Origin of the sequence: Streptomyces avidinii (genome assembly GCF_045161815.1) — a bacterium.
In the GTDB taxonomy this organism is placed as follows: domain Bacteria; phylum Actinomycetota; class Actinomycetes; order Streptomycetales; family Streptomycetaceae; genus Streptomyces; species Streptomyces avidinii.
In genome coordinates this window covers 8,123,563-8,143,741 of the sequence record NZ_CP108863.1, presented here as the reverse complement: position 1 = coordinate 8,143,741, position 20,179 = coordinate 8,123,563, and the positions used below count along the sequence as shown (strand labels likewise).

The following is a 20,179-nucleotide window of genomic DNA, read 5'->3' as shown; positions in this document are numbered from 1 at the left end:
CTGCTCGACATCGCGCACCAGGAGATCCCCGGCGACCCTGAGGTCGTGGACTGGGGAGCCCTCGAAGCCGCCCGGGCACGGCACGGCTTCCGTGTGATGGAGCCGGCGCTGGCGCAAGCGCCCGGTCCGCCTGGTGCGCGGTGCCGGCCACCGCCACGTAATTCCCCAGGCGGAGGCCCCTGTGGCGGAGCCTCCGCTTGGGGGGCGTTGGAGGTGCCCCCTCCCGAAGGTCCTACTGCTGCGTGGGTGTCACTCAACGCAGCCGGAGCACACCGCTGATACCGGCGTGGTCGGAGGGCCACAATCCTGACGGAGTTCGGTCGGCCTGCGCCTCGCCCACCCGGTTGGTCGAAAGTGCGGTGACCTTGCCGCGGAAGAGCACGTAGTCGATGCGCTGAGTGAGGTTGGAGGTGGGATTGCGCAGGTCGGGGGCCTGGCAGCAGGTGAAGCCGGGGTTGCGGTGTCGGGTGGCGATCCAGGCGTCGGTGAATCCGGCGGCCAGGAGGCGGCTGTAGCTCTGGGTGTTCGTCCCCGGTGTCGCGCCGACTCCGTCGGCCGCCGAGTTGAGGTCGCCGAGCAGCACGGTGGGGAGCGTGGTGTTCAGCGGGCCCGCGAGCAGCTCATCGGTCTGTGCTTCCTGGACGGCGGGGGCGGCGGGCTCGAGATGCGTGGTCACCACCCGGATGGTGCGGCCTCGTAGCGTGGCGTCGGCCGCGACCCAGCCGCGCTCGATCCGCAGGGGCGGGTTGGGCGGGCAGCCCAGCACGGGACGGCAGATGGGCACGTGGTTCTGGAACCGGGCGGCCTGCGCGTTCGCCACGGAGAATTTGTGTGCGGGCAGGTCGGTGCGGGCCAGTAGTACGTCGCGGTCGGTAAGGCGGATGTCCTGCAGGCCGCTGGGCGTGGAGCGCGGGGCCTCGAAGTCGCTGCCGACGGTGACGCTGGCCACGGCCTTGTAGTGCTTGCCCCGGGCGGAGAGTTCGTCGAGAAGGATCTGCAGGAAGTCGTACTCCACGTGGGTGGCGCTGCCCGGCCCGGCGGGCGTCTGGCTTCGCCACAGAACGGCTTCCTGGACACCCACGAGGTGAGGGTCGGCTTCGGCGATCTCGTCGGCCAGCGCTTCGGCGCGCTCGGGGAAGTTCGTCGCCTGGACATTCGCCCACACCGCGGTTACCGCCGCGACGAGCCCCTGTGGGCTGGTCGCGGCGAGGACGGGCGCAAGGTCGGCGCCCAGGTAGAGGTTGCGGGTCATGACCCGCAAAGGGGTGGTCCCCCCGCCCTCGGCGGCCGAAGCCGCGCCGAGTGACCCTGGTGCCAGGAGTGCGAGCGCGCACAGGGTGGATGTGAACCAGCGACGAGTCATACGGGCAGCCCTTTCGGTTCAAATCGGACAACTGCCCGCATTCTCGCCGGAACCTATGGCGTTCTGGGGGAGGCGGCGATCCAGCTGTAGGCCGGACAGCCGAAGCGCGTCACAAGGCGCCTCCCTCGTCCTGGACACGGTCGACAAGCTTCACCCCGGCGTCCAAGCCCTGGCCGAGGCGCTGGAGAGGCACTTCCGCACCGACGTCCAGGCCAACATGTACGCGGCCTGGCACCCCACCCAAGCCTTCGGCGTCCACTGGGACGACTATGACGGCGTGGTCGTGCAGCTTGAAGAAACAAAGCGGTGGAACCTGGACGGGGCGACGTGCACGGACCCTCTCCGCCTGAACGTCGAAGCCCCCGCCAAGCCCGAAGGGCCGCCGCTCGCCGAAGTGGTCCTGCAGGCCGGGGCCACGCTGTACCTGCCGCGGGGCCAGGCCGTGTCTTTCGGATCAGACCGGGCCCGCGACACCTGGCACCGCTCCCTGACACTGCCTGATCCGAAAGACACGGCCTGAGCGGCTCCGGCACCTGCGAACCGGTCCCGGACACCGGGCTGTCAGTGCACTTTGGCAGCATGAACCCATGAGCAAGGTAGTGAACTGCAGCATGGCGAACCACGGCGAGATCGTGCGCTTCGTGCCCGCCCTGGACCTGAGCGCCGACGAATCACGACGCCTGGACAACATGCGCGTCAGGGCGAAGGCACGGCTGTGTCAGCGGGCAATGAGCCCCTGTGGAGCTCAGGAACGACAACCTCGGTTCCCGTAGTCCGCAGTCGTTCCGCCGGCACGGCGAAGTGCTCGGGACGGTGATACAGACCATGAACGAGCACCACAGCGGCCAACTGGCCCGCCTCCTCGGATCGACACCAGGCAGGTGAACCTGGCTCCACACCATGGCTGGCCCCATCCTCCACCGCATTGATCCATGTTCGCTACATGGCCTGGTCGTTCAGGTGGGCCAGGACGAGGTTGGGGTCCTTCGCCGTGACGTACGCGGCGCTCAGGACGTAAGCGGTATCGCCGCGCAGGGCGATGGAGGTGGGGTTCTGCAGGCCGTCGGCAGCGGTCAGGACGGTGGAGTGGGTGCCGTCGGGCTGGACGAGGGCGACCTCGCCGGGGCCGTTGAGGGCGGCCAGGATCTGGTCGCCGTGGCCGGTGAAGGCGAAGTCGTCGATCCCGGCCAGGCCTGTGGCCCGGGTCTGGACCGGGCCGGCGCGACCGTCCCGCAGCACGGGTATGCGCAGGACGGTGCCCCGGTCGAGGTTGGTGACCCACAGCGCCCCCTCGCGGATCTTCAGCCCGTTGGCTCCGAGGAATCCGGTGGAGGCCAGTTCGGGGTCGGTGGACCAGGTGTGGGGGGTGCCTCCTGTGGTGGGCACGCTCGAGATGGTGCCGAGGACGGAGTCGGTGACGTAGAGGGTCCGGGTGCGCGGGTCCAGGGCCAGGCCGTTGGGCAGGCCGGCCGCGGGCAGCGCGGCGATGCGCTGCGCCACGCCGCCGGGGCGCAGGCGCCACAGGCCGGTCAGGTCGGCGGTGCCGGTGGCGTACAGGAAGTACAGGGTGCCGTCGTGAGCGCGGACGATGCCGGTGGTCAGGGCGAAGCCCAGGACCGGGGTGTGGATGCCGCCGTCGGCGGGTGCGGGGAGGGTGGCCAGGATCCGGGTGGATCCCCCGGGGGTGATGCGGGCGACCTGGCGGGCGGCGGCGAAGGTGACGTACGCGCTGCCGTCGGGAGCCAGCGCGATGTTCTCGGGTGTCTGCTGCCGGGCCAGGTCGAAGTGCGCGGCGATGCGCACGCAGCTCAGCGGGGCGGTGACGGCCGACGCGATGCCGGGGGTGGCCGCGACGACCGCGGCGGTCAGTACGGCGGCTGCCGCGGCGGTCTTGGACAACGTGTTCCTGAACATGGTTCCTTCACTGTTTTCGGACATGCGGCAGCGGTACAGGTGGCGGAGGCCGGTGGCGGAGGCCGGTGGCGGAGGCCGCCCGTACCCGGGTGAGTGGAGTGGCGGACGGGCGCTCGCGGATGTCTGCCCGGCGTCGGGTGGTGTGTGCCGGAAGATCAGCCGGAGAAGCCGGCCCGGACTCCCGGTCGTTGCGGGTCGTGCTGCGGGCCGAGTTGGGCGAGCAGGGCCAGAGTGGTCCGCGCGGGCGAGTCGGCCTCGGTGGTGGCGACCACGATGTTCTGCGCCTGGTCCGGGCCCTGGCTCAGGGTCTGCTGGGTGACGGTCAGCGGGCCGACCAGCGGATGCCGCATCTCGTAGGTCGCGACGGCGCACGCCGTGACGCGGTGGTCGGCCCACATCGAGGCGAAGTCGGAGCTCTTCGAGCTCAGTTCACCCACCAGGGCGTGGAGCGCGGTGTCGTCCGGGTGTCGGCCCGCCACCAGGCGCAGATTCCCCACCACGGCCCTGGCCTTGGCCGACCAGTCGGCGTACAGGTCACGGGTGTGCGCGTCGAGGAACACCAGCCGGGCCATGTTGGGCCGCTCCGCCGGCCGGTCCGGGGCGCCCGGGTCCAGGTGTCCGGCGAACAGTGCATGGCCCAGCCGGTTCCATGCCAGGACGTCACTGCGGCGGCCGCTCACGATCGCCGGGACGTGGACCAGCGCCTCCAGCAGCTGGCCGGTCGCCGCCGTCACCCGCTCCGGAGGGGGCCGACGGCCCCGGCCTGAGCCCGTGGCCGACGACCGGGCCAGGTCGTGCAAGTGCAGGCGCTCGGCCTCCTCCAGCCGCAGGGCGCGGGCGATCGCGTCCAGTACCTGTGGTGAGGCGTTCAGGGACTGCCCCTGTTCCAGCCGGGTGTAGTAGGAGACGCTGACACCCGCAAGCGAGGCCAGCTCCTCGCGTCGAAGACCCGGCACGCGGCGCCGCTCCCCGTAGCCGGGTATCCCGAGATCCTCCGGTTGCAGCTGGGAGCGCCGTGTCTGCAGGAACTCCCCGAGCCGCACTTTTCCGTTCATGGATCCGAGTATGGGCCGACCCCGACGGCACAGCCTGACCCTGGCGTGGATAGGCACCGGCGGGTCTGGCTCCCCGGCAGAACCGGTGATGACGTGGGCATCACCGACATGGCACCACCCACCCACCCACCCGTCCAGGAGGACGCCTTGAACACCGCCGCCAGCGAACACGACCTCTTCGAGGTCCTGGACCCATCGGATTTCGCCTTCACCCGGCGCGCCTGGGTCGATGCCGCACCCGCCCGCGTCTACGACCTGGTCAGTGACGTGTCCGCGATCGGGCGCTGGAGCCCCAACGCGAGCGACGTCACGTTCGACCAGGGGGCCGGGCCCCGGGTCGGAGCTTGGTTCAGCGGCCGCAACCACAAGGACGGCAGACAGTGGACCACCCGCTCCCAGGTCGTACGGGCCGAACCCGGCGCCGCCTTCGCTTTCGTCGTCGGCGGCGCCGAGGACGGCATCGTGCAGTGGAGCTGGACCTGCCACCCCCGGGGACGTGGAACCGTCGTCGAGCAGTCCTGGCACCTCCTGCGCCTCGACCGCGTGCTGGGCGCCACCCGCGGCGACCTCGACGCCCTGCGCGACTACATGACGAACAGCGTCGAAACCACCTTGCTCTCCCTCGCCCGATGGATCGCCGAAACCCCGGCCGGGGGAACGACCCCGCGGATCGGTACATCCGAACCGTCGTAGCGGCGGCCGCAGCCGACGGGCTCCCCTGTCGGGTCTTGACGCACGCCCCGCGCCGCCAGCAGACTCGGCATCCTTGTTGATCTTAGCCAGGGGGAGCTATGAGCGGCTTGATCGTCTTTTATGCATGTCTGGGACTGCCTGTCGCCGCACTGGTCACGTATCTCCTCTGGAGCGACAGGGCCACACGGACGAGGAACCTCGACGGGCTGCAGATGGAGGAGCGGGCCCGGCGGGAGGCCCGCTTCGACAAGCTGTCCCCCGCGCGACGGCTGTACACACCGCCCGGCGAAATCAAACGCCGCCGCTGACCGCGACCCGTTCCGGTTCCGGCTCCGGAACCGGAACCGGCGGTAGGGCACCGACACTGTCCCCATGGGTGTGATCAAGCCATTCATTCGTCACCTGATCGGCTCAACAGGACCTAGAGTGTGCGCGTGACCGAGCAGAACCCCGAACTCATCGCCGGCCGGTACCAGCTGGTCGAACGCATCGGCCAGGGCGGTATGGGCCGGGTTTGGCGTGGCCTCGACCAGCACCTCTTCGGACGCGAAGTCGCCGTCAAGGAGATCCTCTTTCCGCCAGGCATGGAGGACGGCGACCGCGCCGCGCTGCTCCAGCGCTTCATCGGCGAGGCCCGCGCGGCGGTCACGCTCAGCCACCCCGGGATCATCACCATCCATGACGTCGTGGAGCACGACGGCGTCCCCGTCATCGTGATGGAGTTGATCCGCGGGCAGTCCTTGGCAGCCACCATCCGCAGCGGGGGCCGGCTGCCGCTGCAGCGGGTGGCCGAGATCGGCGCCGCCGTGCTCGATGCACTGGCCGAGGCGCACAGAGCGAGGATCGTCCACCGTGACATCAAGCCGGACAACGTGCTCCTCACCAAGGACCGCGTCGTCCTCACGGACTTCGGCATCGCCCACCTCGCGGACGCGACGACCAAGCTGAGCCACAGCGGGATGGTCATCGGCACACCGCAGTACATGCCGCCGGAGCAGCTGGAGGGCAAGCGCCCGACCCCTGCCAACGACCTGTGGGCGCTCGGCGCAACCCTGTACCACGCCGTCGAGGGGCACCCGCCGTTCGATGCGGAGGGGATCCACGCCCTCGCCGTGGCCGTCTTCACGCGCCCGTACCGGCCGGCGGTCCACGCCGGCCCGCTGGCGCCCGTGCTGGACGCGCTCCTCACCAAGGACCCGGCGCAGCGCGTGGGGGCCGAAGCAGCGGCCGAGATGCTGGCAGCGGTGCTGCGCTCCATCACGTCCGGGCCCGACTCATCCGCCGGCCAGGGGCACGAACCCGGGCCCGGTTCCTCCCCGGTGCCCGATCCGAGGGCGAGCCCCGTACCGGCACCCGTACCGGCGCCCGTACCGGCACCCGACGCGGTGACGAGCGCTGCCGCTCCCGATGCGCCGGAGCAGGCACCGTCGACGACGCCGTCGCCGCAGACCCCGACGGTCCTGGACTCCGGTTCCGGCGGTACGGACACCCCGCGGCGCCCCGTGCCGCCGGAACCCCCGGCCGAGGATGCGGTCGAGGTCGCGGGCGGGCCGGTGTCGACCCGGCGGCGGCCCCTCACCCGGCGCGCCGTGGTACTGAGCGCGGTGCTGGCCACGCTCGCCACGGGATCCGTCCTGACCTGGACCCTCACCGGTGACGACGACGCACCCCGCGGTGGCGGGACGGCCGGCAGTGGCTCGGCAGGATCGTCCTCCGTGACCGTGGTGATCGGGGTGGACGCACCGCTCAGCGGCGGCGGCGCGCTGTCCTCGATGGGCGTCGGTATCAAGAACTCCGCCGACCTCGCGGTCAGGGCCGCCAACGAATCCGGGCATGTCCCCGGCGTTCACTTCGAGATCAAGGCCCTGGACGACGGGGCCGACCCCGCCCAGGGCGAACCGAACGCCGCCCGGTTCGTGTCCGACGAGAAGGTGCTGGGCGTCGTCGGCCCCCTCAACTCCGGAGTCGCCAAGACCCTGGTGGCACCGCTCGCGCAGGCGAACATGGCCGTCGTGTCCCCGGGCAACACCGACCCCGTGCTGACGCTGGGCCCCGACTGGGCCGCGGGTACCAGGTCCCGCCCCTACCCCACCTACTTCCGCACCGTCGCCACCGACGTCGACCAGGGGCCGTTCGCCGCCCGCTACCTGCACGACAAGGCCAAGAAGACCAAGCTCTACGTGGTGGACGACGCGAGCGCCCACGGCACCGCCCTCACCGCCGGTTTCACGGCCGAGTTCACGAAGCTCGGCGGGACCGTCGTGGGCACCGAGCAGGTCGATCCCGCGGAACGCGCCTTCGCGGGCCTCGCCACGAGGGTGCGGTCCTCCGGCGCCGACGCCGTCTACTTCGGGGGCTACTACGACACCGCGGCACCGCTCTCCCAACAGCTCGAACAAGCCGGGGTGAACGTCCCCCTGATGGGCGGCGACGGCATCTTCGACCAGCAGTACCTCACCACGAACCCGAAGCCCGACGGCGACCTCGCCACCAACATCGGCGTGGCCGCCGAGGAGTCGGCGGCGGGACAGGACTTCCTCTCCCGTTACGGGAAGGCGGGGTACCCGGAGGCGGCCGGCTGGTACGGCCCCTACGCGTACGACGCGACCTGGACCCTCATCGAAGCGGTGAAGGCCGTCGTGACGGCCAACAACGGCACCCTCCCCGGCGATGCCCGCGCGAAGCTGCCACAGGCCGTGGCGGGGCTGGCCTTCGACGGCGTCACGGGCCGCGTCGCCTTCGACGGAGCCGGTGACACGCTCAACCGCCGGCTGACGGTGTACGCGGTCAACGGCGGCAGGTGGGCGAGCGTGACGAGCGGACCGGTCGTGCGCTGACGCCCGCCGGGGGCGTAGCAGCCCCTATGAGTCGGCCCGGCGGCGGCCGCGGGCGTGCTCCACGGCGGCCGCGGCGAATCCGGCGATCAGCGGGTGGGCACAGGTCCCGTCGCCGTCGAGTTCGGGCTGGAAGAGGGTGGCCAGGAAGAAGGGGTGGCCGGCCAGTTCGGCGATGCGGATGTCGCCGGAGTCGTCGGCGCCCGTGAAGGTCATGCCATGGGCACGCAGGAGGTCCAGGTGGTGCGGATTGGGCCCGTAACTGCAGTGGTACCGCGCCTCCGTACGGTCGGCCCCGAGCAGTCGGGCGGCACGCGATCCGGGAGTGACCCGGACAGTGCCCTCGTGGCCGACCAATGAGCAGGCCAGCGGGACGACCACGGCATCCGCCTCCGCGGTGGCCGGGTCGTTCTCGGCGTGTGCGGCGCGGTCCAGGCCGCAGACGTTGCGGGCGAACTCCAGCAGGGCGTGCTGGAAACCGCCGCAGGTGCCCAGGAAGGGGATGCCGCCCTCGCGCGCGGCCCGGATCGCCGACAGGACTGCGGCCTCGCTGCGGTAGGGGCTGCCGGGCAGCACCCAGACGGCATCGAAGCCGTCCATGCCCTGACCGGCGTCCTCGGTGGGGATCCAATAGGCGTCGAGGTCCAGCCCCTCGCGCAGCCGGAGCGCCTGGAGCAGTGCGGGGATCCGGGCGTGGGCGCGGACGGCCTCGGAGCGGTCGCCGACAAGGGCGATGCGGGCGATGGGGGCGATGCGGTCGGTGGGGGCGGTGGGGGCGGCGGATCGCGCGGGCCCGTCAACAGTCCGGTACGTCGGGGTGCTGTTCATGGAATCCATCCTGCGGACCACAGGACATCAGGTCCAACGATGATTCCCGGTCCACGCATTAGCGATACTGATGTGCATGGACCCGCATCTCCTCCGCACGTTCGTCGCGGTCCTCGACCACCGCTCCTTCTCCATCGCGGCCTCGGCCCTCGGCTACACCCAGTCCGCGGTCTCGCAGCACATCGCCGCGCTCGAGGCGGATCTGGGCACCCGGCTGGTCGAGCGACGTCCCGTGGCCGCCACACCGGCCGGCGCCCGGCTGATGGAACACGCTCCCGCGGCTCTGCTCCGCCTGGACGCCGCCCGTGCCGACCTCGCCCGGCTGCACCGTGCCCCCTCCGACCGGCTGACCCTGGTCTGCTCCCCCGCCGCGCTCGGCGCACCCGTGGCCCGGGCCCTCGCCCGGCTGCGGGACTCCACCCGCGTGGACGTCGAAGTACGGGTGGTGGGCCGGAAAGCGGTGATCGAGGAAGTGCTCACGGCCCGCGCCGACCTCGGCCTCGTCGACGGAGTGGCCGCGCCCAGCGACCCGCTGCCACTGCCGGACCTCGGTCCGACCGTCACCCTCGCCGCATCCGAGGCGCCCCTGGCGGTGGTCTTCCCGGACGGCCATCCCCTGGCGGGGCGGGACGCGGTGCGGCTGACCGACCTGGCGCAGGCCCAGTGGATCGACTCCCCGGACACGGCCGTCCCCCTCGACCGACTGCGCGCCGTCTGCGGCGCGGACGGATTCCGTCCCCGGTTCCGCCATCTCGGCACCGATATCCACGGCTTGGCCGCACTCGCCGCGGCGGATCACGGCCTCGCCGCGCTCCCCCTGCCGCTGGCCGCCACCCTCCCCGGCGTGACGGCGGTCCCGGTCCGGCACCCCCGTCTGGTCCACCGCACCGAACTGCTCCACCCGGCCGACCCCTGTGCCCCGGCCCGCCGCCTGGCACACCTCCTCACGGACCGCAGCGGCAGCCCCGGCCACGAGGACCCGCGCTGAACCCCGCCCCGCCCGCCGGGACTTGTGCGGGTGGGGGGATGGACGATCCGCTGCCGCCGACGGTCGGGGTCCTGGATCAGGACCGGCGGCCGGCCGCATTATGCTCACCGCATGAACCCCGACGGCCGCACGGCCTGAGCGGCCCGTGGTGTCCGGCGCCCGGCTCGCCCGGCTGAGAGAAGAACGCGAAGGGCTGCTCAAGGACCGCGACGAGAAGTTACAGGCCGTCAAACGTGCCAGCATGGCCGTCGGCCGGGCACTCGACTCGACGGGCCTGTCCTCGGCGCAGCTCGGAGTGCGGATCGGCTACAACGGCACCCAGATCAGGCAGCTCGTCTCCGACGGGGACGCACGCGGTTGGAAGCCCCGCTCCCTGAAGTGCTGCGAGGCGATCGACGAGTACGTGCGCAAGCACGGTCTGGGCGCACCGGAACTGGCTCCGCTCCGCGTCGCGTACGACCGCGCGAACACGGCGCTCAAAGCCGCGGAGATGTCGTTGCGGGCCGCCGGCACGGACGAGGACGGGGCCGAAGCGCGCAGGGCGAGCCACACCGCAGAACTGACGGCCTACCTCCGGACGCTCAAGGAGGTGCTGGGCGAGACCCAGGCGTGGATCCCGCACAACGACCTGGACGCGGCGTTCCAGAAGCGCGCGGTCAAGATTTCCGTCAGCCCCCCGCGCAGCCCGGAGGACGAAGCGCTCTACGTGTCGAGGGCGGCGCTGCCACGCGGTGACGTCTCCTGGACCGGCGCGATGCGCGGCGTCCCGGTCGCCGTCGTGGTGGCCGACGCAGGTTACGGCAAGACCTGGCTGCTCCGGCGGCACGGTCGTGAGTTGTGCGACGGCGCGCTCGCGGCCCTCGCCGCGGGCGAGGACCCCTCCGACGTCGAGATCCCGCTCTGGATGCACGCGGGCGACCTCGCCCGGGGCTGGTCGTCCGACGATCCCCCCGCCGAGGCCGTCGTACGGACGGGCATGCGGACCGCGCGCGACCGTGGCTTCGTCGCCTCCGCCCGGCTCACGGAGCTCCTGGCCCAGCGGCTGTCGGCGGACGCCGCCCCCGTCCATGTGCTCGTCGACGCCTACGACGAGGTCTTCGACGACGCGTCCCGGGCGTCCGTCCGTCGGGCACTCGTATGGCTGCGGGCGCTCAGCCGCAGAGGCAGCGGGCCCCGCCTGGTGTTCACCTCCCGCGGGGCCGGCTACGCCGACCCGTTCACGGACGGGGACCAGGAAGCGCAGGCCCCCCACTACCTCGAACCGGGTGTCCTGGACGAGGAACAGGTCCGCGCCCTGTGGGAGCAATGGTTCGGTGCCCGGGGCGAACAGGTCCCGGCGGACAGGCTCGAACCCGTACTGGCGCCGACCTCGCCGCTGCGCGGCTTCGCGCGCATCCCGCTGATCGCCGCCTTCTGTGCCTGGGTCGCCGAGGTCGACACGGTGGCCACCAGCCGCAGCGGTCTGTACGAGCAGGTGCTGCGCAGGTTCCTCGCCCAGTCGTGGAAGGAACACGGCGCGACCCGCCAGGACGGAGGGCTGCGCGCCACCCTGGACAAGGCGCTCACCGAGCTGGCCTGGACGATGGCCACGGCCGGGCCGGTCTGGCGGGACGCGATCGCCGTGGCCGGGTGCGAGGCCGAGCTCGAACGGGCCGGCCTCCAGCCGTCCCGCGACCACAGCCGCACCTGGCTGGCCGTTCGGGAGGTCGGCATCCTGGTCCAGGCAGCGGCGCACGGGCCCGACCCGCTCGGGGACGGCCCCGTCCTGTGGATCCATCGCAGCGTCCAGGAGTTCCTGGTCGCCCGCAAGCTGGTCACGCTGTCCGAGGACAGCCTCTCCGACGTACTCGGCGGGCGTGCCTGGATGCAGCCGGAATGGGGCGAGGTCATCCACTTCGCCATCGGGCTGGAGACGGTCGCCGGGGGCGCCCGCCCCGTCACCGAGGGGCTGAGGTCGCTCGCGCTCGACGGCCGGGACGGTCTCGGCTGGTTCGCCACCACGTTCGCCGGCGCCGGTGCGGGAATGCCTCCCGACCCGAGTGCCCGGCGGGCCATCGTGGAACGGGTCTGGGCCCTGCAGGGCGCCGGCTTCATCACGCCCGTCCGGCTGGCGAACGTGCTCGCGCTCGTGCCCGAGGCCCGGCCCGAGGAGATCGCCGCGATCTTCCTCGACAAGGAACCCGGCCGCGAGACCTGGGAGGCGCTCGCCTGGTGCGGCGAACCGGGCAGGAGGGCCCTCACCGAGGTCATCGTCTCGGCCCCCCGGATGAGCGGTGCCGCGGCCGCGCTCTACCGGGTGGATCCCCGGGCCGGTATCTCGGCGTTGCGACGGCGCCTGGACGCGCCGCTGCCGGTGCGTTCGGACGACTCGGTCGTCCTGCGCGCTCTGGAGACCCCGGATGTCGTCCGGCTCGCGAAGCTGTACGCGGACCACCGGAACTCGGCGGAATGGGCCGAGAACCTGGGCTGGACAAGGCATGTGGTGGCCCGTCGGACACTCCTGGAGCCACAACTCCTCCATGACCCCGATCCGGCCGTCCGGCGGGCTGCCCTGGCCGGGATCTCGGCCTACGCGGGCACCGACCTGGACGACGACGTCTACGCAACCCTCTCCGCGGTCGCCCGCACGCACGAGGACGGGATGCTGCGGCTCACGGCGCGTGAACACCTGCGCGTGATCGCTCTGAGCGTGCCCTGGGTGGAACAGGCGATGGGAGACGAGTTCGCGGTCCTCCACGAGGAGCCGGCCGGACCGGCCGTCACCCTGGATGCCCTCGCCGCCCGCCTGCGGACGGTCGGGCCCGCCACCCTGAAGACCGTCGTCATGCTCGCCGAGGAACCCCGGCTGATCCGGGGCCCCGTGCCCGAGGCGCTGGCGGGACTGTCCGCCAGGGCCCTCCGTGGCGAGCTGGACGTGGAGACCAGCCAGTTCCTGGCCGTCATCGGCGGGGACGAGTTCATCGAGACGGGCTGCGCGCGTCTGCGCGACCCGTCTCCCGGCAGTGAGGTCGAGCTGTCACGGCTCGCGCTCGGGCTGCTCTTCGCCCGCCAGGGCGATCCCGGCGTCTACGCGGCGGTGGTCGACTACGCGGGCCGCCGTCCACAGCTTCTGCTCGAAGCCGGACTGCGGATGCGCTGGCGGAATCCGCTGCCCCAGGCCGAGACGCTCCTCAGGGCGCTGACCGGGCTGGAGCGGGCGAACCAGCCCGCGGTGCAGATCTGGAGCGACGTGCTGCGCGGGTTGCTGCTCGAAATTCCGGCGGCGGCCCGGAGCGAGCTGCAGGCGCGCTGCGCCGCGATGACGGAGCACGTACTGGCGCTCTCCTGAAAGCCGTTCCGCGCCCGCGGAACGGCCCGGAACACCCGATGAGCTGGGATCTCCCGACGACGAGGCCTTCGGGCCCCTTTCCGATCACGGAGTTCCCATGCCCGCCCTGCCCGCTCCGCCGCTCCGCGTCCTCGCGGTGTGCGACGAATGGCTGCCCGCCCGCGGCGGCCTCAGCACCCTCAACCGTTCCCTCTGCGTCGCGTTGGCCGCCGCCGGCTGCGAGGTGTTCTGCGTGGTGCCCGGCGCGTCACCGCAGGAGCGGGATGATGCCGCCGCGGTCGGTGTCTCGCTCGTCGTCTCGGCGGCACTGCCCGGGATGTCGGAGCGTCAGGCGCTGATGCGCAGGCCACCGCTCGCGGGCGGGATCGTGCCCGACGTGGTGATCGGGCACGGCCGCATCACCGGACAGATCGCCAAGTCCCTGGCCGACGACCACTTTCCGGGCGCGCGGCGGATCCACTGCGTGCACATGGTCCCCGACGAGATCGAGTGGCACAGACTCGGACAGCAGGACGACGCGGGCATGCGTGCGGACGAACGCAGCCGGACCGAACTCGACCTGGCCTCCGACGCGGCGCTGGCCGTCCCGGTCGGGCCGAGGATCGACGCCTGGCTACGACGCGACCTGCGCGGCCTGGACGTCACGCCGCCGCTGGTGCGCCTGGACCCCGGCTTCGACGGTGTCGATGCGGTGACCCGCCGAGTCCCCGAAGGGCGTGAGCAGATCATGCTCATGGGCCGGGTCAACGACGCCCGGATCAAGGGCGTCGACCTGGCCGCGCGGGCCGTCGGCCACGCTCTGGGGCTGAACCACCCCTTCACCGAGTGGGACCTCCTCGTACGCGGCGCGGCCGCCGGTACCAGCGAGGAGCTCCATGCGCGGCTGCTGCGCTGGATCGGGCACCGCGCGGCCAACGTCATCGTGCGCCCCTACACGACCGATCGCGCGGCGCTCCGCCGCGACCTGCTCAGCACGAGCCTGCTGCTCATGCCGTGCAGGGTGGAGGGCTACGGGCTGGTCGGCCAGGAGGCGATCATGGCCGGCACTCCCGTGCTGATCAGCGACCGCAGCGGGCTGGGCGCCCTGTTGCGCGAGGTCCTGCCCGCGGAACTCGCGCACCGGGTCGTCGTGCCGGTGGACCGGGACGACAAGGTCGACGTGCCGGTCTGGGGGCACCGGATCGCGGCCGTTCTGCTCGACCGGGAGGCCGCCTTCGCCACGGCCGCGGCCGTGCGCGACATCATGGCGTCCGAGCGCACCTGGGCGAGGGCCACCGGCCGGCTGCTCGACGGGCTCGGCCCGTTCAGCGGGTGAGCCGCAGTTGCCAGAGGTCGAGGTAGCCGGATCGGAAGCCTGCCTCCGAATACGCCAGGTAGAACTCCCACAGGCGCGGGAATTCGGGGGCGAACCCGAAGGCGGCGACTTCGTCGCACGAGAGGAAGCGCGAGCGCCACAGCGCGAGCGTCCGCGCGTAGTGGTCGCCCATCCGGTGGCGGTCGCCGACGCGCAGCGAGGTCGTTCCGAGCGCTTCCTCCACGGCGCGCAGCGAGGGTATCTGCCCTCCGGGGAAGACGTACTTCTGGATCCAGGTGCGGACGTCCTTCGTCGCGAGCATCCGGTCGTGGGGCATGGTGATCGTCTGGAGGGCGACGCGGCCGCCGGGCGCCAGGAGGCGGTCGAGGACGGCGAAGTAGGCCGGCCAGTACTCATCTCCCACCGCCTCCAGCATCTCGACGGAGACGATCGCGTCGTACTCGCCCTCGGCCTCCCGGTAGTCACGGAGGAGAACGGTCGCGCGGTCGGCCACGCCCGCCTCGGCGATCCGTGCGCGGGCGAGGTCGCGCTGGCGTGGGGAGATCGTCAGCGTGGTCACCTCGGCGCCCCGCAGTCCCGCCCGGACTGCCAGCGCGCCCCAACCGGTCCCGATCTCCAGCATCCGTGTCCCCGGACCCACCCCGGCCAGGTCGAGGATGCGATCGATCTTGCGGATCTGCGCGGCGTGCAGGTCGTCGCCGGGACCGAACAGTGCGCACGAATAGGTCATGGACGGGTCGAGGAAGAGCGCGAAGAACTCGTTGGACAGGTCGTAATGGCGCCGGATGTTGGAGCGGGCGCCCTCCAGGGTGTTGCGCTCCTCCTCCGGACGGCTCTGGTCGGCCCACCGCCGGAACGCCGACGCGGGTCGGCGGGCCGGACGCGTCAGCCGGGCCGCGACCGGCGTCAGCAGGCCCGCCGGATCGGTACTCGTCCAGTCACCCGCCATGTAGGCCTCCCCGAACCCGACCGGGCCGACGACGGCCAGCCGGGAGAAGAACGCCGCCGGGCGGACGATCCTCATCACCGGCGAGTCCGGGCCACCGCGCCCGATGCGCTCTCCGCCGGGAAAGGCCACCCTCACGGGCAGGGAACTCATCGCCCGGCGGAACAGTCGCTCCACCATCCACGCCCGCACGGGCGCATTCGGGGCGTCGGTGAGCAGGGACGGGGGCTCTGTCACGGTCGTGGTCATCAGGATGTCCTTCGGGCGGGTCGGCGAGGGAAGACCGGCAGGCGGCGCAGCCGGAGCACGATTCCGTGGAGGCGGATCGCGAGGCTGATCCTCTGCGGCAGCAACGGGTGGGTGAGGACGGCTCGCAGGACGTCCATCGGCCCGGCCTCGCGGCGGCGGCCGGTGAGGGAGGCGGAGAAGACCGTACGGTCGTCCTGGACGAGTGCGACGGTCAGCGCGAGCCGTTCCCGGGGGACGGGCAGGCGCATCCGGTACTCCCCGGCCACCTCCAGGAAGGGCGAGACGTAGAAGCGCTTGGGCGTGCGGACGTGGCCGGACGGTGAGGCGCGCAGAAGGTAGCGGTGGCGCTCCCCGTAGGTGTTGTGGACCTCGGCGATCACGCAGGCGGGGTCGCCCGCCGCGGTGAAGCACCAGTAGACGGTCAGCGGATTGAAGACATGCCCGAACACCCGCGCCGAGGTCAGCATGAGGACGCGTCCCCCGGTGAGGTCGATCCCCTGCTCGCGCAGCCAGCCGTCGACATGGGCGCGCAGCGGACGGTCCGGCTCTGCGAGGTGATCGGACGGCAGGATCCGGGTGAACGGCCCCAGCCACCACGGGTAGGCGGGCAGCTCGTCGAGGTCGACCAGCCACAGGTAGAGGCGGCGCCGGAAGACGCGCCGCAGCGGGGTGCGGCGCGTGTGGGTGAGCCGACCGACATACAGGGCGGCGCTCACCGTCGTGCCCCCAGCGCCGCCGCCGCGCGTACGCCCGCCAGGCAGCCGTCCTCGTGGAAGCCCCAGCCGTGGTAGGCGCCCGCGTACACCACGACCGGGCTGTTCAGCCGGGAGAGCCTGCGCTGGGCGGCGAGGGTGTCGAGCGTGAGGATCGGGTGATCGTAGACCCGCCGGACGAGGACCGCGGCCTCGTCGACCTCGGTGGAGCCGTTGAGCGTCACGAGGTAGTCCAGCGGTTCGCTGAGCCGCATCAGCCGATTGAGGTGGTAGCTCACCAGAACGGGGCCGCCCCCACGGCAGCCCTGTTTGAGGAGGTTCCAGGAGGCGTCGGTCCTCGGCCTCGACGGCAGGACGGAGGCGTCCGTGTGCAGCCAGGTCTCGTTGCGCGAATAGCCGAACGCGCCGAGGACCTGCTTCTCGAGGGCCGTGGCGTCGGTGAGCAGCGCCAGCGCCTGGTCGGCGTGGGTGGCGACGACGATCCGGCCGAACTCATGTGTCGTTCCGGCGGCGTCGATGACTTCCGCGCCGTCGGAATGCCGGGTGATCCCCCGGACCGGTGCGCCGGTCCGCACCTCGGGCAGTCGCGCCGCGATCCGCTCGACGTAGGTGCGGGATCCTCCGGTGACGGTGCGCCACCGGGGCATGGCCCGCACGCTGAGCAGGCCGTGGTGATGCAGGAAGGTGAAGAGCGGCACGGCCGGAAAGGCGGTGCTGGTCCCCGCCGACGCGGACCAGACCGCCGAGACCAGCGGCAGGGCGAAGTGGTCGGCGAAGTAGCGGGTGAACCGGTGCCGCTCCAGGAATCGGCCCAGGGTCAGATCGGTTTCCCCGGACGTCAGCAGACGGCGCGCCTCGCGGTGGAACCTGGGTATCTCGGACAGCAGGTGGAGGTAGGCACGGCCGGCGGTACCCGGCCCGGGGACCAGGCCCAGCCCGCGTCTGCCGCCCGCGTACTCCAGACCGCAGCCACGGCAGCGGATGCTCATCGACATCTCGCTGTCCTGCGTCGGTACCTCCAGCTCGGCGAACAGTCTCAGCAGCTGCGGATAGTTGCGGAGGTTGTGCACCAGGAAGCCGGTGTCGAGCGACACCACCGCGCCGTCCGGTGCGGTCACATCGTGCGTGTCGGCGTGCCCCCCGAGCCGGGGCGCGGCCTCGAACAGCACCACGTCGTAGCGGTGGCGCAGCAGGTACGCGGCGGTCAGACCGGCGATGCCACCGCCGATCACTGCGATCCTCTCAGGCCCCATCGCTGGTCCTCCCGTGTCCGGTCCGCAGGCCGAGGTCCCGGCGGATCAGCGCCGCGGCCGTCAGGGCCGTCCGGGCCGCCCCTTCCGCCGAGTCGATCGGATAGCTGTTGTGGATCGCCGATCCCGCGAAGTACACGCCCGGGGCCGGCCGGCGCAGGATCCGGTCGTGCCGCAGGTAGTCGCCCGCGAGGATGGCCTCGCCGGGGCGCTGGTTCGGCCGCGTGCGGATGCGCCGGACGGGATGCCGCAGGTCCAGGTGCCGGCGGAGCCTGTCCATCACGTACTCCTCGTCGGTGCGGGGGCTGAGCGTGCACAGCACGACGCATCGGCCGGCCTCGGGCTGTACCAGGATGTTGAGCCCGTCGCGCGAGTAGAGGGCGGGGCCGGGCTCCCGCAGGACCGCCTCGCGGGTGTCGAGGTCGACGGTGAAGGCGACGCAGTGGGTGTGGTCGGCCTCTCTGACGACATGGTCGATCCGGGACGCGTCGAGGAGCGCCACCATGTCGGGGACGAAGGCCGTGACAACGACCGCGTCGAACTCCTCGGCTCCCGCACCGGTGTGGACCCGGACCGTCCCGGCGGACGGCTCGATGCGGGACACCCGGCGGTCCGCGGTCAGCGTGACCCCCCGTTCCCGCAGATGGGCCACCCAGGGGTCGACAAGATACTCGTCGGTGGCGCCGGGGAGCACGAAGGCGGTCTTCGCGCGGAACAGGTTCGCCGCCATGCGGGTCAGCGGAATCACCGAGTAGTTGCGCGCCGATCCGTACCGGTTGTCCCCGCGGCCGGTGAAGTGCTTCTCCGCGAGCAGGGGAGACGGACGCCACGCCCACAGGATCCGCAGCTTCTCGCGGAGCGGTACTTCCTTCGCCAGCATGCGGTACAGGTGGGAGATCTCCACCCAGCCGGTGGTCTCGGTGTGCGCGAACCGGCGGACGCGGCGGAGGGACTCGTGGACGGTTCTGCCGTCGGGTCCCTTGATCATGCCGAGGATGCGGAGGAGGTGACGGTAGTCGTCCATGAAGAAGCGGGGGCAGTGCTCGCCGCCGGGGCCCACGTCGGCACGGCCACCGAAGTGGACGTCCTGCTCGTAGACGGTGAGTTCGGTGCCGGGGTGGTCGCAGAGGGCGAACGCCGTGGTCAGGCCCGCGATGCCGGAGCCGATGATGCAGATTCTCAACGCTCCGCCTCCGGTCCGAGTGCTCCGGACGGTGCCCAGTTCACCCCGGACCGGTCCGCGACGGACGGGAATCCGCTGCCGCCGTCCGGCCGGGTCCGTACCGCGAGGATCTGGTGGACGCTCATCCGGTTGCCCTCGAATGCGAGGGACGCACCGGCGAGGTACAGCCGCCAGATCCTCGCCCGGCGGGCGCCGAACCGGTAGACGACCTCCTCCCAGGAGGTCTCCAGCCGCTCCGACCAGGCGTCGATCGTCCTGACGTAGTGCTCGCGCAGCGACTGGACGTCCCGGATCTCGAACCCTGCCTTCTCCAGGTGCGCGAGGGTCGCGGGCAGTGGACGCATGGTCATGTCGGGCGCGATGTAGGACTCGACGAACGCGCCGCCGCCCGGCTTCGCGCCGCCGCGCGACATCTGCTGGAGCAGCAGCCGGCCGCCCGGCCGCAGCGAGCGGTGGAGCATCGCGCAGTAGGCGGGGTAGTTGTCCTCACCGACGTGCTCGCCCATCTCGACGGACGACACCGCGTCGTAGGAATCTCCCGTGCTCTGCCGATAGTCCTGCAGTCGGACCTCGACCTCGTTCGCAAGGCCCCGTTCGGCGAGCCGGGCGGTGATGTACTCGTACTGGCGGGCCGAGTTGGTGATTCCGGTCGTGCGGGCCGCGTGCCGTTCGGCGGCGTGGACGACCAGCGAGCCCCAGCCGCAGCCGATGTCCAGCAGGCGTGATCCCGGACGCAGGTCGAGCTTGCGGCAGATGAGGTCGAGCTTGTCGCGCTGGGCGTCCGCGGGTCGGTACTCGGGGGCGTCGGAGGTCCACAGGCCGCAGGAGTACGCCATGGTCTCGTCGAGGATGGTCCGGTAGAACTCGTTGCCCAGGTCGTAGTGGTGGGCGATGGCTGCCCGGTCGCGCATCCGGGTGTGGGCGCGTCCGGTGAGCCCGGCCTCCTCGGCCGGTGGCTTCGGCGGGAGGCCGAGGGCGCCCAGCCGCACACCGAGCGACAGCAGCGAGGAGAGCGCCGGCAGGGCGCCGGGGCGGCGGGCGCCCGTCCGCCGGACCGTCCGGACGTAGTCGAGACACTCTCGCAGCGCCTGCCGGAAGTCGCCCTCGACGTCGATCTCGCCGGTGACATAGGCACGGGACAGTCCCCTCTCGCCCGGACTGCGCAGCAGATGGCGGACGGCCCCGGGGCTGCGCAGCACCAGTACGGGGCCGTCCTGCGGACCCGCGCTGCTGCCGTCCCATACGCGCAGGCCCACCGGCAGGTCGGCACCGAACAGGGTGCGGGACAGCGCGGCGACACGCCCCGCTATGCCTTTGGTCATGGTCTCCCGCAGGGCGGGGGTGGATGCTGCTTCCGTCATGGTTCTCCTCGGACGACGGACCGGACACCGCTCCGTACAGGGGGTGTTGGGGATCTGTCCGTAACGGGACCACGAGTTGTGTCGTTGCTCCCCCGGGGCTGGAGAACGCTGGACTACTCTGGACGCCGCGCCCGCCCGAACGAACCGCGCGCATGGAGA

At 71.9% G+C, this 20,179-nt stretch carries 16 protein-coding genes and 1 pseudogene; 7 read left to right on the top strand and 10 right to left on the bottom strand.

The window, feature by feature from the left end; genetic code table 11:
- Positions 1-253: 253 nt before the first annotated feature.
- Positions 254-1,252: an endonuclease/exonuclease/phosphatase family protein gene (locus OG373_RS36845; RefSeq protein ID WP_405443068.1), complete on the bottom strand. Its 999-nt coding sequence runs from the start codon at positions 1,250-1,252 to the stop codon at positions 254-256.
- Positions 1,253-1,337: 85 nt separating this feature from the next.
- Between OG373_RS36845 and OG373_RS36840 the strand changes: the two genes are divergently transcribed.
- Positions 1,338-1,883 (top strand): JmjC domain-containing protein, encoded by a 546-nt coding sequence (locus OG373_RS36840; protein ID WP_405443066.1) that lies wholly within the window; start codon positions 1,338-1,340, stop codon positions 1,881-1,883.
- Between the two features lie 188 nt (positions 1,884-2,071).
- Here the strand turns inward: OG373_RS36840 and OG373_RS36835 are convergent.
- From OG373_RS36835 to OG373_RS36825, 3 genes and pseudogenes are all read right to left on the bottom strand, one after another.
- Positions 2,072-2,212 (bottom strand): annotated as a pseudogene (locus OG373_RS36835) (alpha/beta hydrolase); the annotation flags it as partial.
- A 90-nt stretch (positions 2,213-2,302) separates the two neighbouring features.
- Complete coding sequence (locus OG373_RS36830) at positions 2,303-3,277, bottom strand: hypothetical protein (protein WP_405443064.1); 975 nt, start codon at positions 3,275-3,277, stop codon at positions 2,303-2,305.
- 155 nt (positions 3,278-3,432) lie between these two features.
- Complete coding sequence (locus OG373_RS36825) at positions 3,433-4,332, bottom strand: helix-turn-helix domain-containing protein (RefSeq protein ID WP_405443062.1); 900 nt, start codon at positions 4,330-4,332, stop codon at positions 3,433-3,435.
- 147 nt (positions 4,333-4,479) lie between these two features.
- Between OG373_RS36825 and OG373_RS36820 the strand changes: the two genes are divergently transcribed.
- The 3 genes from OG373_RS36820 (at position 4,480) to OG373_RS36810 (ending at position 7,862) form a co-directional block, all read left to right on the top strand.
- Positions 4,480-5,025, top strand: coding sequence for an SRPBCC family protein (locus OG373_RS36820; protein ID WP_405443060.1), 546 nt, complete (start codon positions 4,480-4,482; stop codon positions 5,023-5,025).
- Between the two features lie 98 nt (positions 5,026-5,123).
- Positions 5,124-5,333, top strand: a complete 210-nt coding sequence (locus OG373_RS36815; protein WP_405443059.1) for a hypothetical protein — start codon at positions 5,124-5,126, stop codon at positions 5,331-5,333.
- A gap of 126 nt (positions 5,334-5,459) precedes the next feature.
- On the top strand, positions 5,460-7,862 hold the full coding sequence (locus tag OG373_RS36810) for a bifunctional serine/threonine-protein kinase/ABC transporter substrate-binding protein (RefSeq protein WP_405443058.1): 2,403 nt from the start codon (positions 5,460-5,462) through the stop codon (positions 7,860-7,862).
- Between the two features lie 24 nt (positions 7,863-7,886).
- Here the strand turns inward: OG373_RS36810 and OG373_RS36805 are convergent, their stop codons facing one another.
- Positions 7,887-8,687, bottom strand: a complete 801-nt coding sequence (locus tag OG373_RS36805) for a glutamine amidotransferase-related protein (RefSeq protein ID WP_405443056.1) — start codon at positions 8,685-8,687, stop codon at positions 7,887-7,889.
- A gap of 76 nt (positions 8,688-8,763) precedes the next feature.
- Between OG373_RS36805 and OG373_RS36800 the strand changes: the two genes are divergently transcribed.
- The 3 genes from OG373_RS36800 (at position 8,764) to OG373_RS36790 (ending at position 14,318) form a co-directional block, all read left to right on the top strand.
- On the top strand, positions 8,764-9,675 hold the full coding sequence (locus OG373_RS36800) for a LysR family transcriptional regulator (RefSeq protein WP_405443054.1): 912 nt from the start codon (positions 8,764-8,766) through the stop codon (positions 9,673-9,675).
- A 145-nt stretch (positions 9,676-9,820) separates the two neighbouring features.
- The gene (locus OG373_RS36795; RefSeq protein WP_405443052.1) at positions 9,821-13,003 is read left to right on the top strand and encodes an NACHT domain-containing protein; all 3,183 of its coding nucleotides are present in this window, start codon (positions 9,821-9,823) and stop codon (positions 13,001-13,003) included.
- 97 nt (positions 13,004-13,100) lie between these two features.
- Complete coding sequence (locus OG373_RS36790) at positions 13,101-14,318, top strand: glycosyltransferase family 4 protein (protein WP_405443051.1); 1,218 nt, start codon at positions 13,101-13,103, stop codon at positions 14,316-14,318.
- On the opposite strand, the gene OG373_RS36785 is transcribed toward OG373_RS36790, so the two are convergent.
- Genes OG373_RS36785 through OG373_RS36765 form a run of 5 tightly spaced genes read right to left on the bottom strand, consistent with a single transcriptional unit; the run spans position 14,308 to position 20,020 of the window.
- Positions 14,308-15,513 (bottom strand): class I SAM-dependent methyltransferase, encoded by a 1,206-nt coding sequence (locus OG373_RS36785; protein ID WP_405443049.1) that lies wholly within the window; start codon positions 15,511-15,513, stop codon positions 14,308-14,310. The genes OG373_RS36790 and OG373_RS36785 overlap by 11 nt on opposite strands.
- Complete coding sequence (locus tag OG373_RS36780; protein ID WP_405443047.1) at positions 15,513-16,229, bottom strand: DUF1365 domain-containing protein; 717 nt, start codon at positions 16,227-16,229, stop codon at positions 15,513-15,515. Before OG373_RS36780 ends, OG373_RS36785 begins: the two co-directional genes overlap by 1 nt.
- Positions 16,226-17,479 (bottom strand): NAD(P)/FAD-dependent oxidoreductase, encoded by a 1,254-nt coding sequence (locus OG373_RS36775; RefSeq protein WP_405443046.1) that lies wholly within the window; start codon positions 17,477-17,479, stop codon positions 16,226-16,228. The genes OG373_RS36780 and OG373_RS36775 overlap by 4 nt, the downstream gene beginning before the upstream one ends.
- Positions 17,469-18,659: an FAD-dependent oxidoreductase gene (locus OG373_RS36770; RefSeq protein WP_405443045.1), complete on the bottom strand. Its 1,191-nt coding sequence runs from the start codon at positions 18,657-18,659 to the stop codon at positions 17,469-17,471. The genes OG373_RS36775 and OG373_RS36770 overlap by 11 nt, the downstream gene beginning before the upstream one ends.
- Positions 18,656-20,020: a class I SAM-dependent methyltransferase gene (locus OG373_RS36765; protein WP_405443044.1), complete on the bottom strand. Its 1,365-nt coding sequence runs from the start codon at positions 20,018-20,020 to the stop codon at positions 18,656-18,658. The genes OG373_RS36770 and OG373_RS36765 overlap by 4 nt, the downstream gene beginning before the upstream one ends.
- Positions 20,021-20,179 lie beyond the last annotated feature (159 nt).

Excerpts from the sequence above, each read along its gene's own strand:
- OG373_RS36845 (WP_405443068.1), bottom strand. The coding sequence starts at position 1,252 with ATGACCCGCAACCTCTACCTGGGCGCCGACCTTGCGCCCGTCCTCGCC.
- OG373_RS36830 (WP_405443064.1), bottom strand. The coding sequence starts at position 3,277 with ATGTTCAGGAACACGTTGTCCAAGACCGCCGCGGCAGCCGCCGTACTG.
- OG373_RS36825 (WP_405443062.1), bottom strand. The coding sequence starts at position 4,332 with ATGAACGGAAAAGTGCGGCTCGGGGAGTTCCTGCAGACACGGCGCTCC.
- OG373_RS36815 (WP_405443059.1), top strand. The coding sequence starts at position 5,124 with ATGAGCGGCTTGATCGTCTTTTATGCATGTCTGGGACTGCCTGTCGCC.
- OG373_RS36805 (WP_405443056.1), bottom strand. The coding sequence starts at position 8,687 with ATGAACAGCACCCCGACGTACCGGACTGTTGACGGGCCCGCGCGATCC.
- OG373_RS36800 (WP_405443054.1), top strand. The coding sequence starts at position 8,764 with ATGGACCCGCATCTCCTCCGCACGTTCGTCGCGGTCCTCGACCACCGC.
- OG373_RS36790 (WP_405443051.1), top strand. The coding sequence starts at position 13,101 with ATGCCCGCCCTGCCCGCTCCGCCGCTCCGCGTCCTCGCGGTGTGCGAC.
- OG373_RS36785 (WP_405443049.1), bottom strand. The coding sequence starts at position 15,513 with ATGACCACGACCGTGACAGAGCCCCCGTCCCTGCTCACCGACGCCCCG.
- OG373_RS36775 (WP_405443046.1), bottom strand. The coding sequence starts at position 17,479 with ATGGGGCCTGAGAGGATCGCAGTGATCGGCGGTGGCATCGCCGGTCTG.
- OG373_RS36765 (WP_405443044.1), bottom strand. The coding sequence starts at position 20,020 with ATGACGGAAGCAGCATCCACCCCCGCCCTGCGGGAGACCATGACCAAA.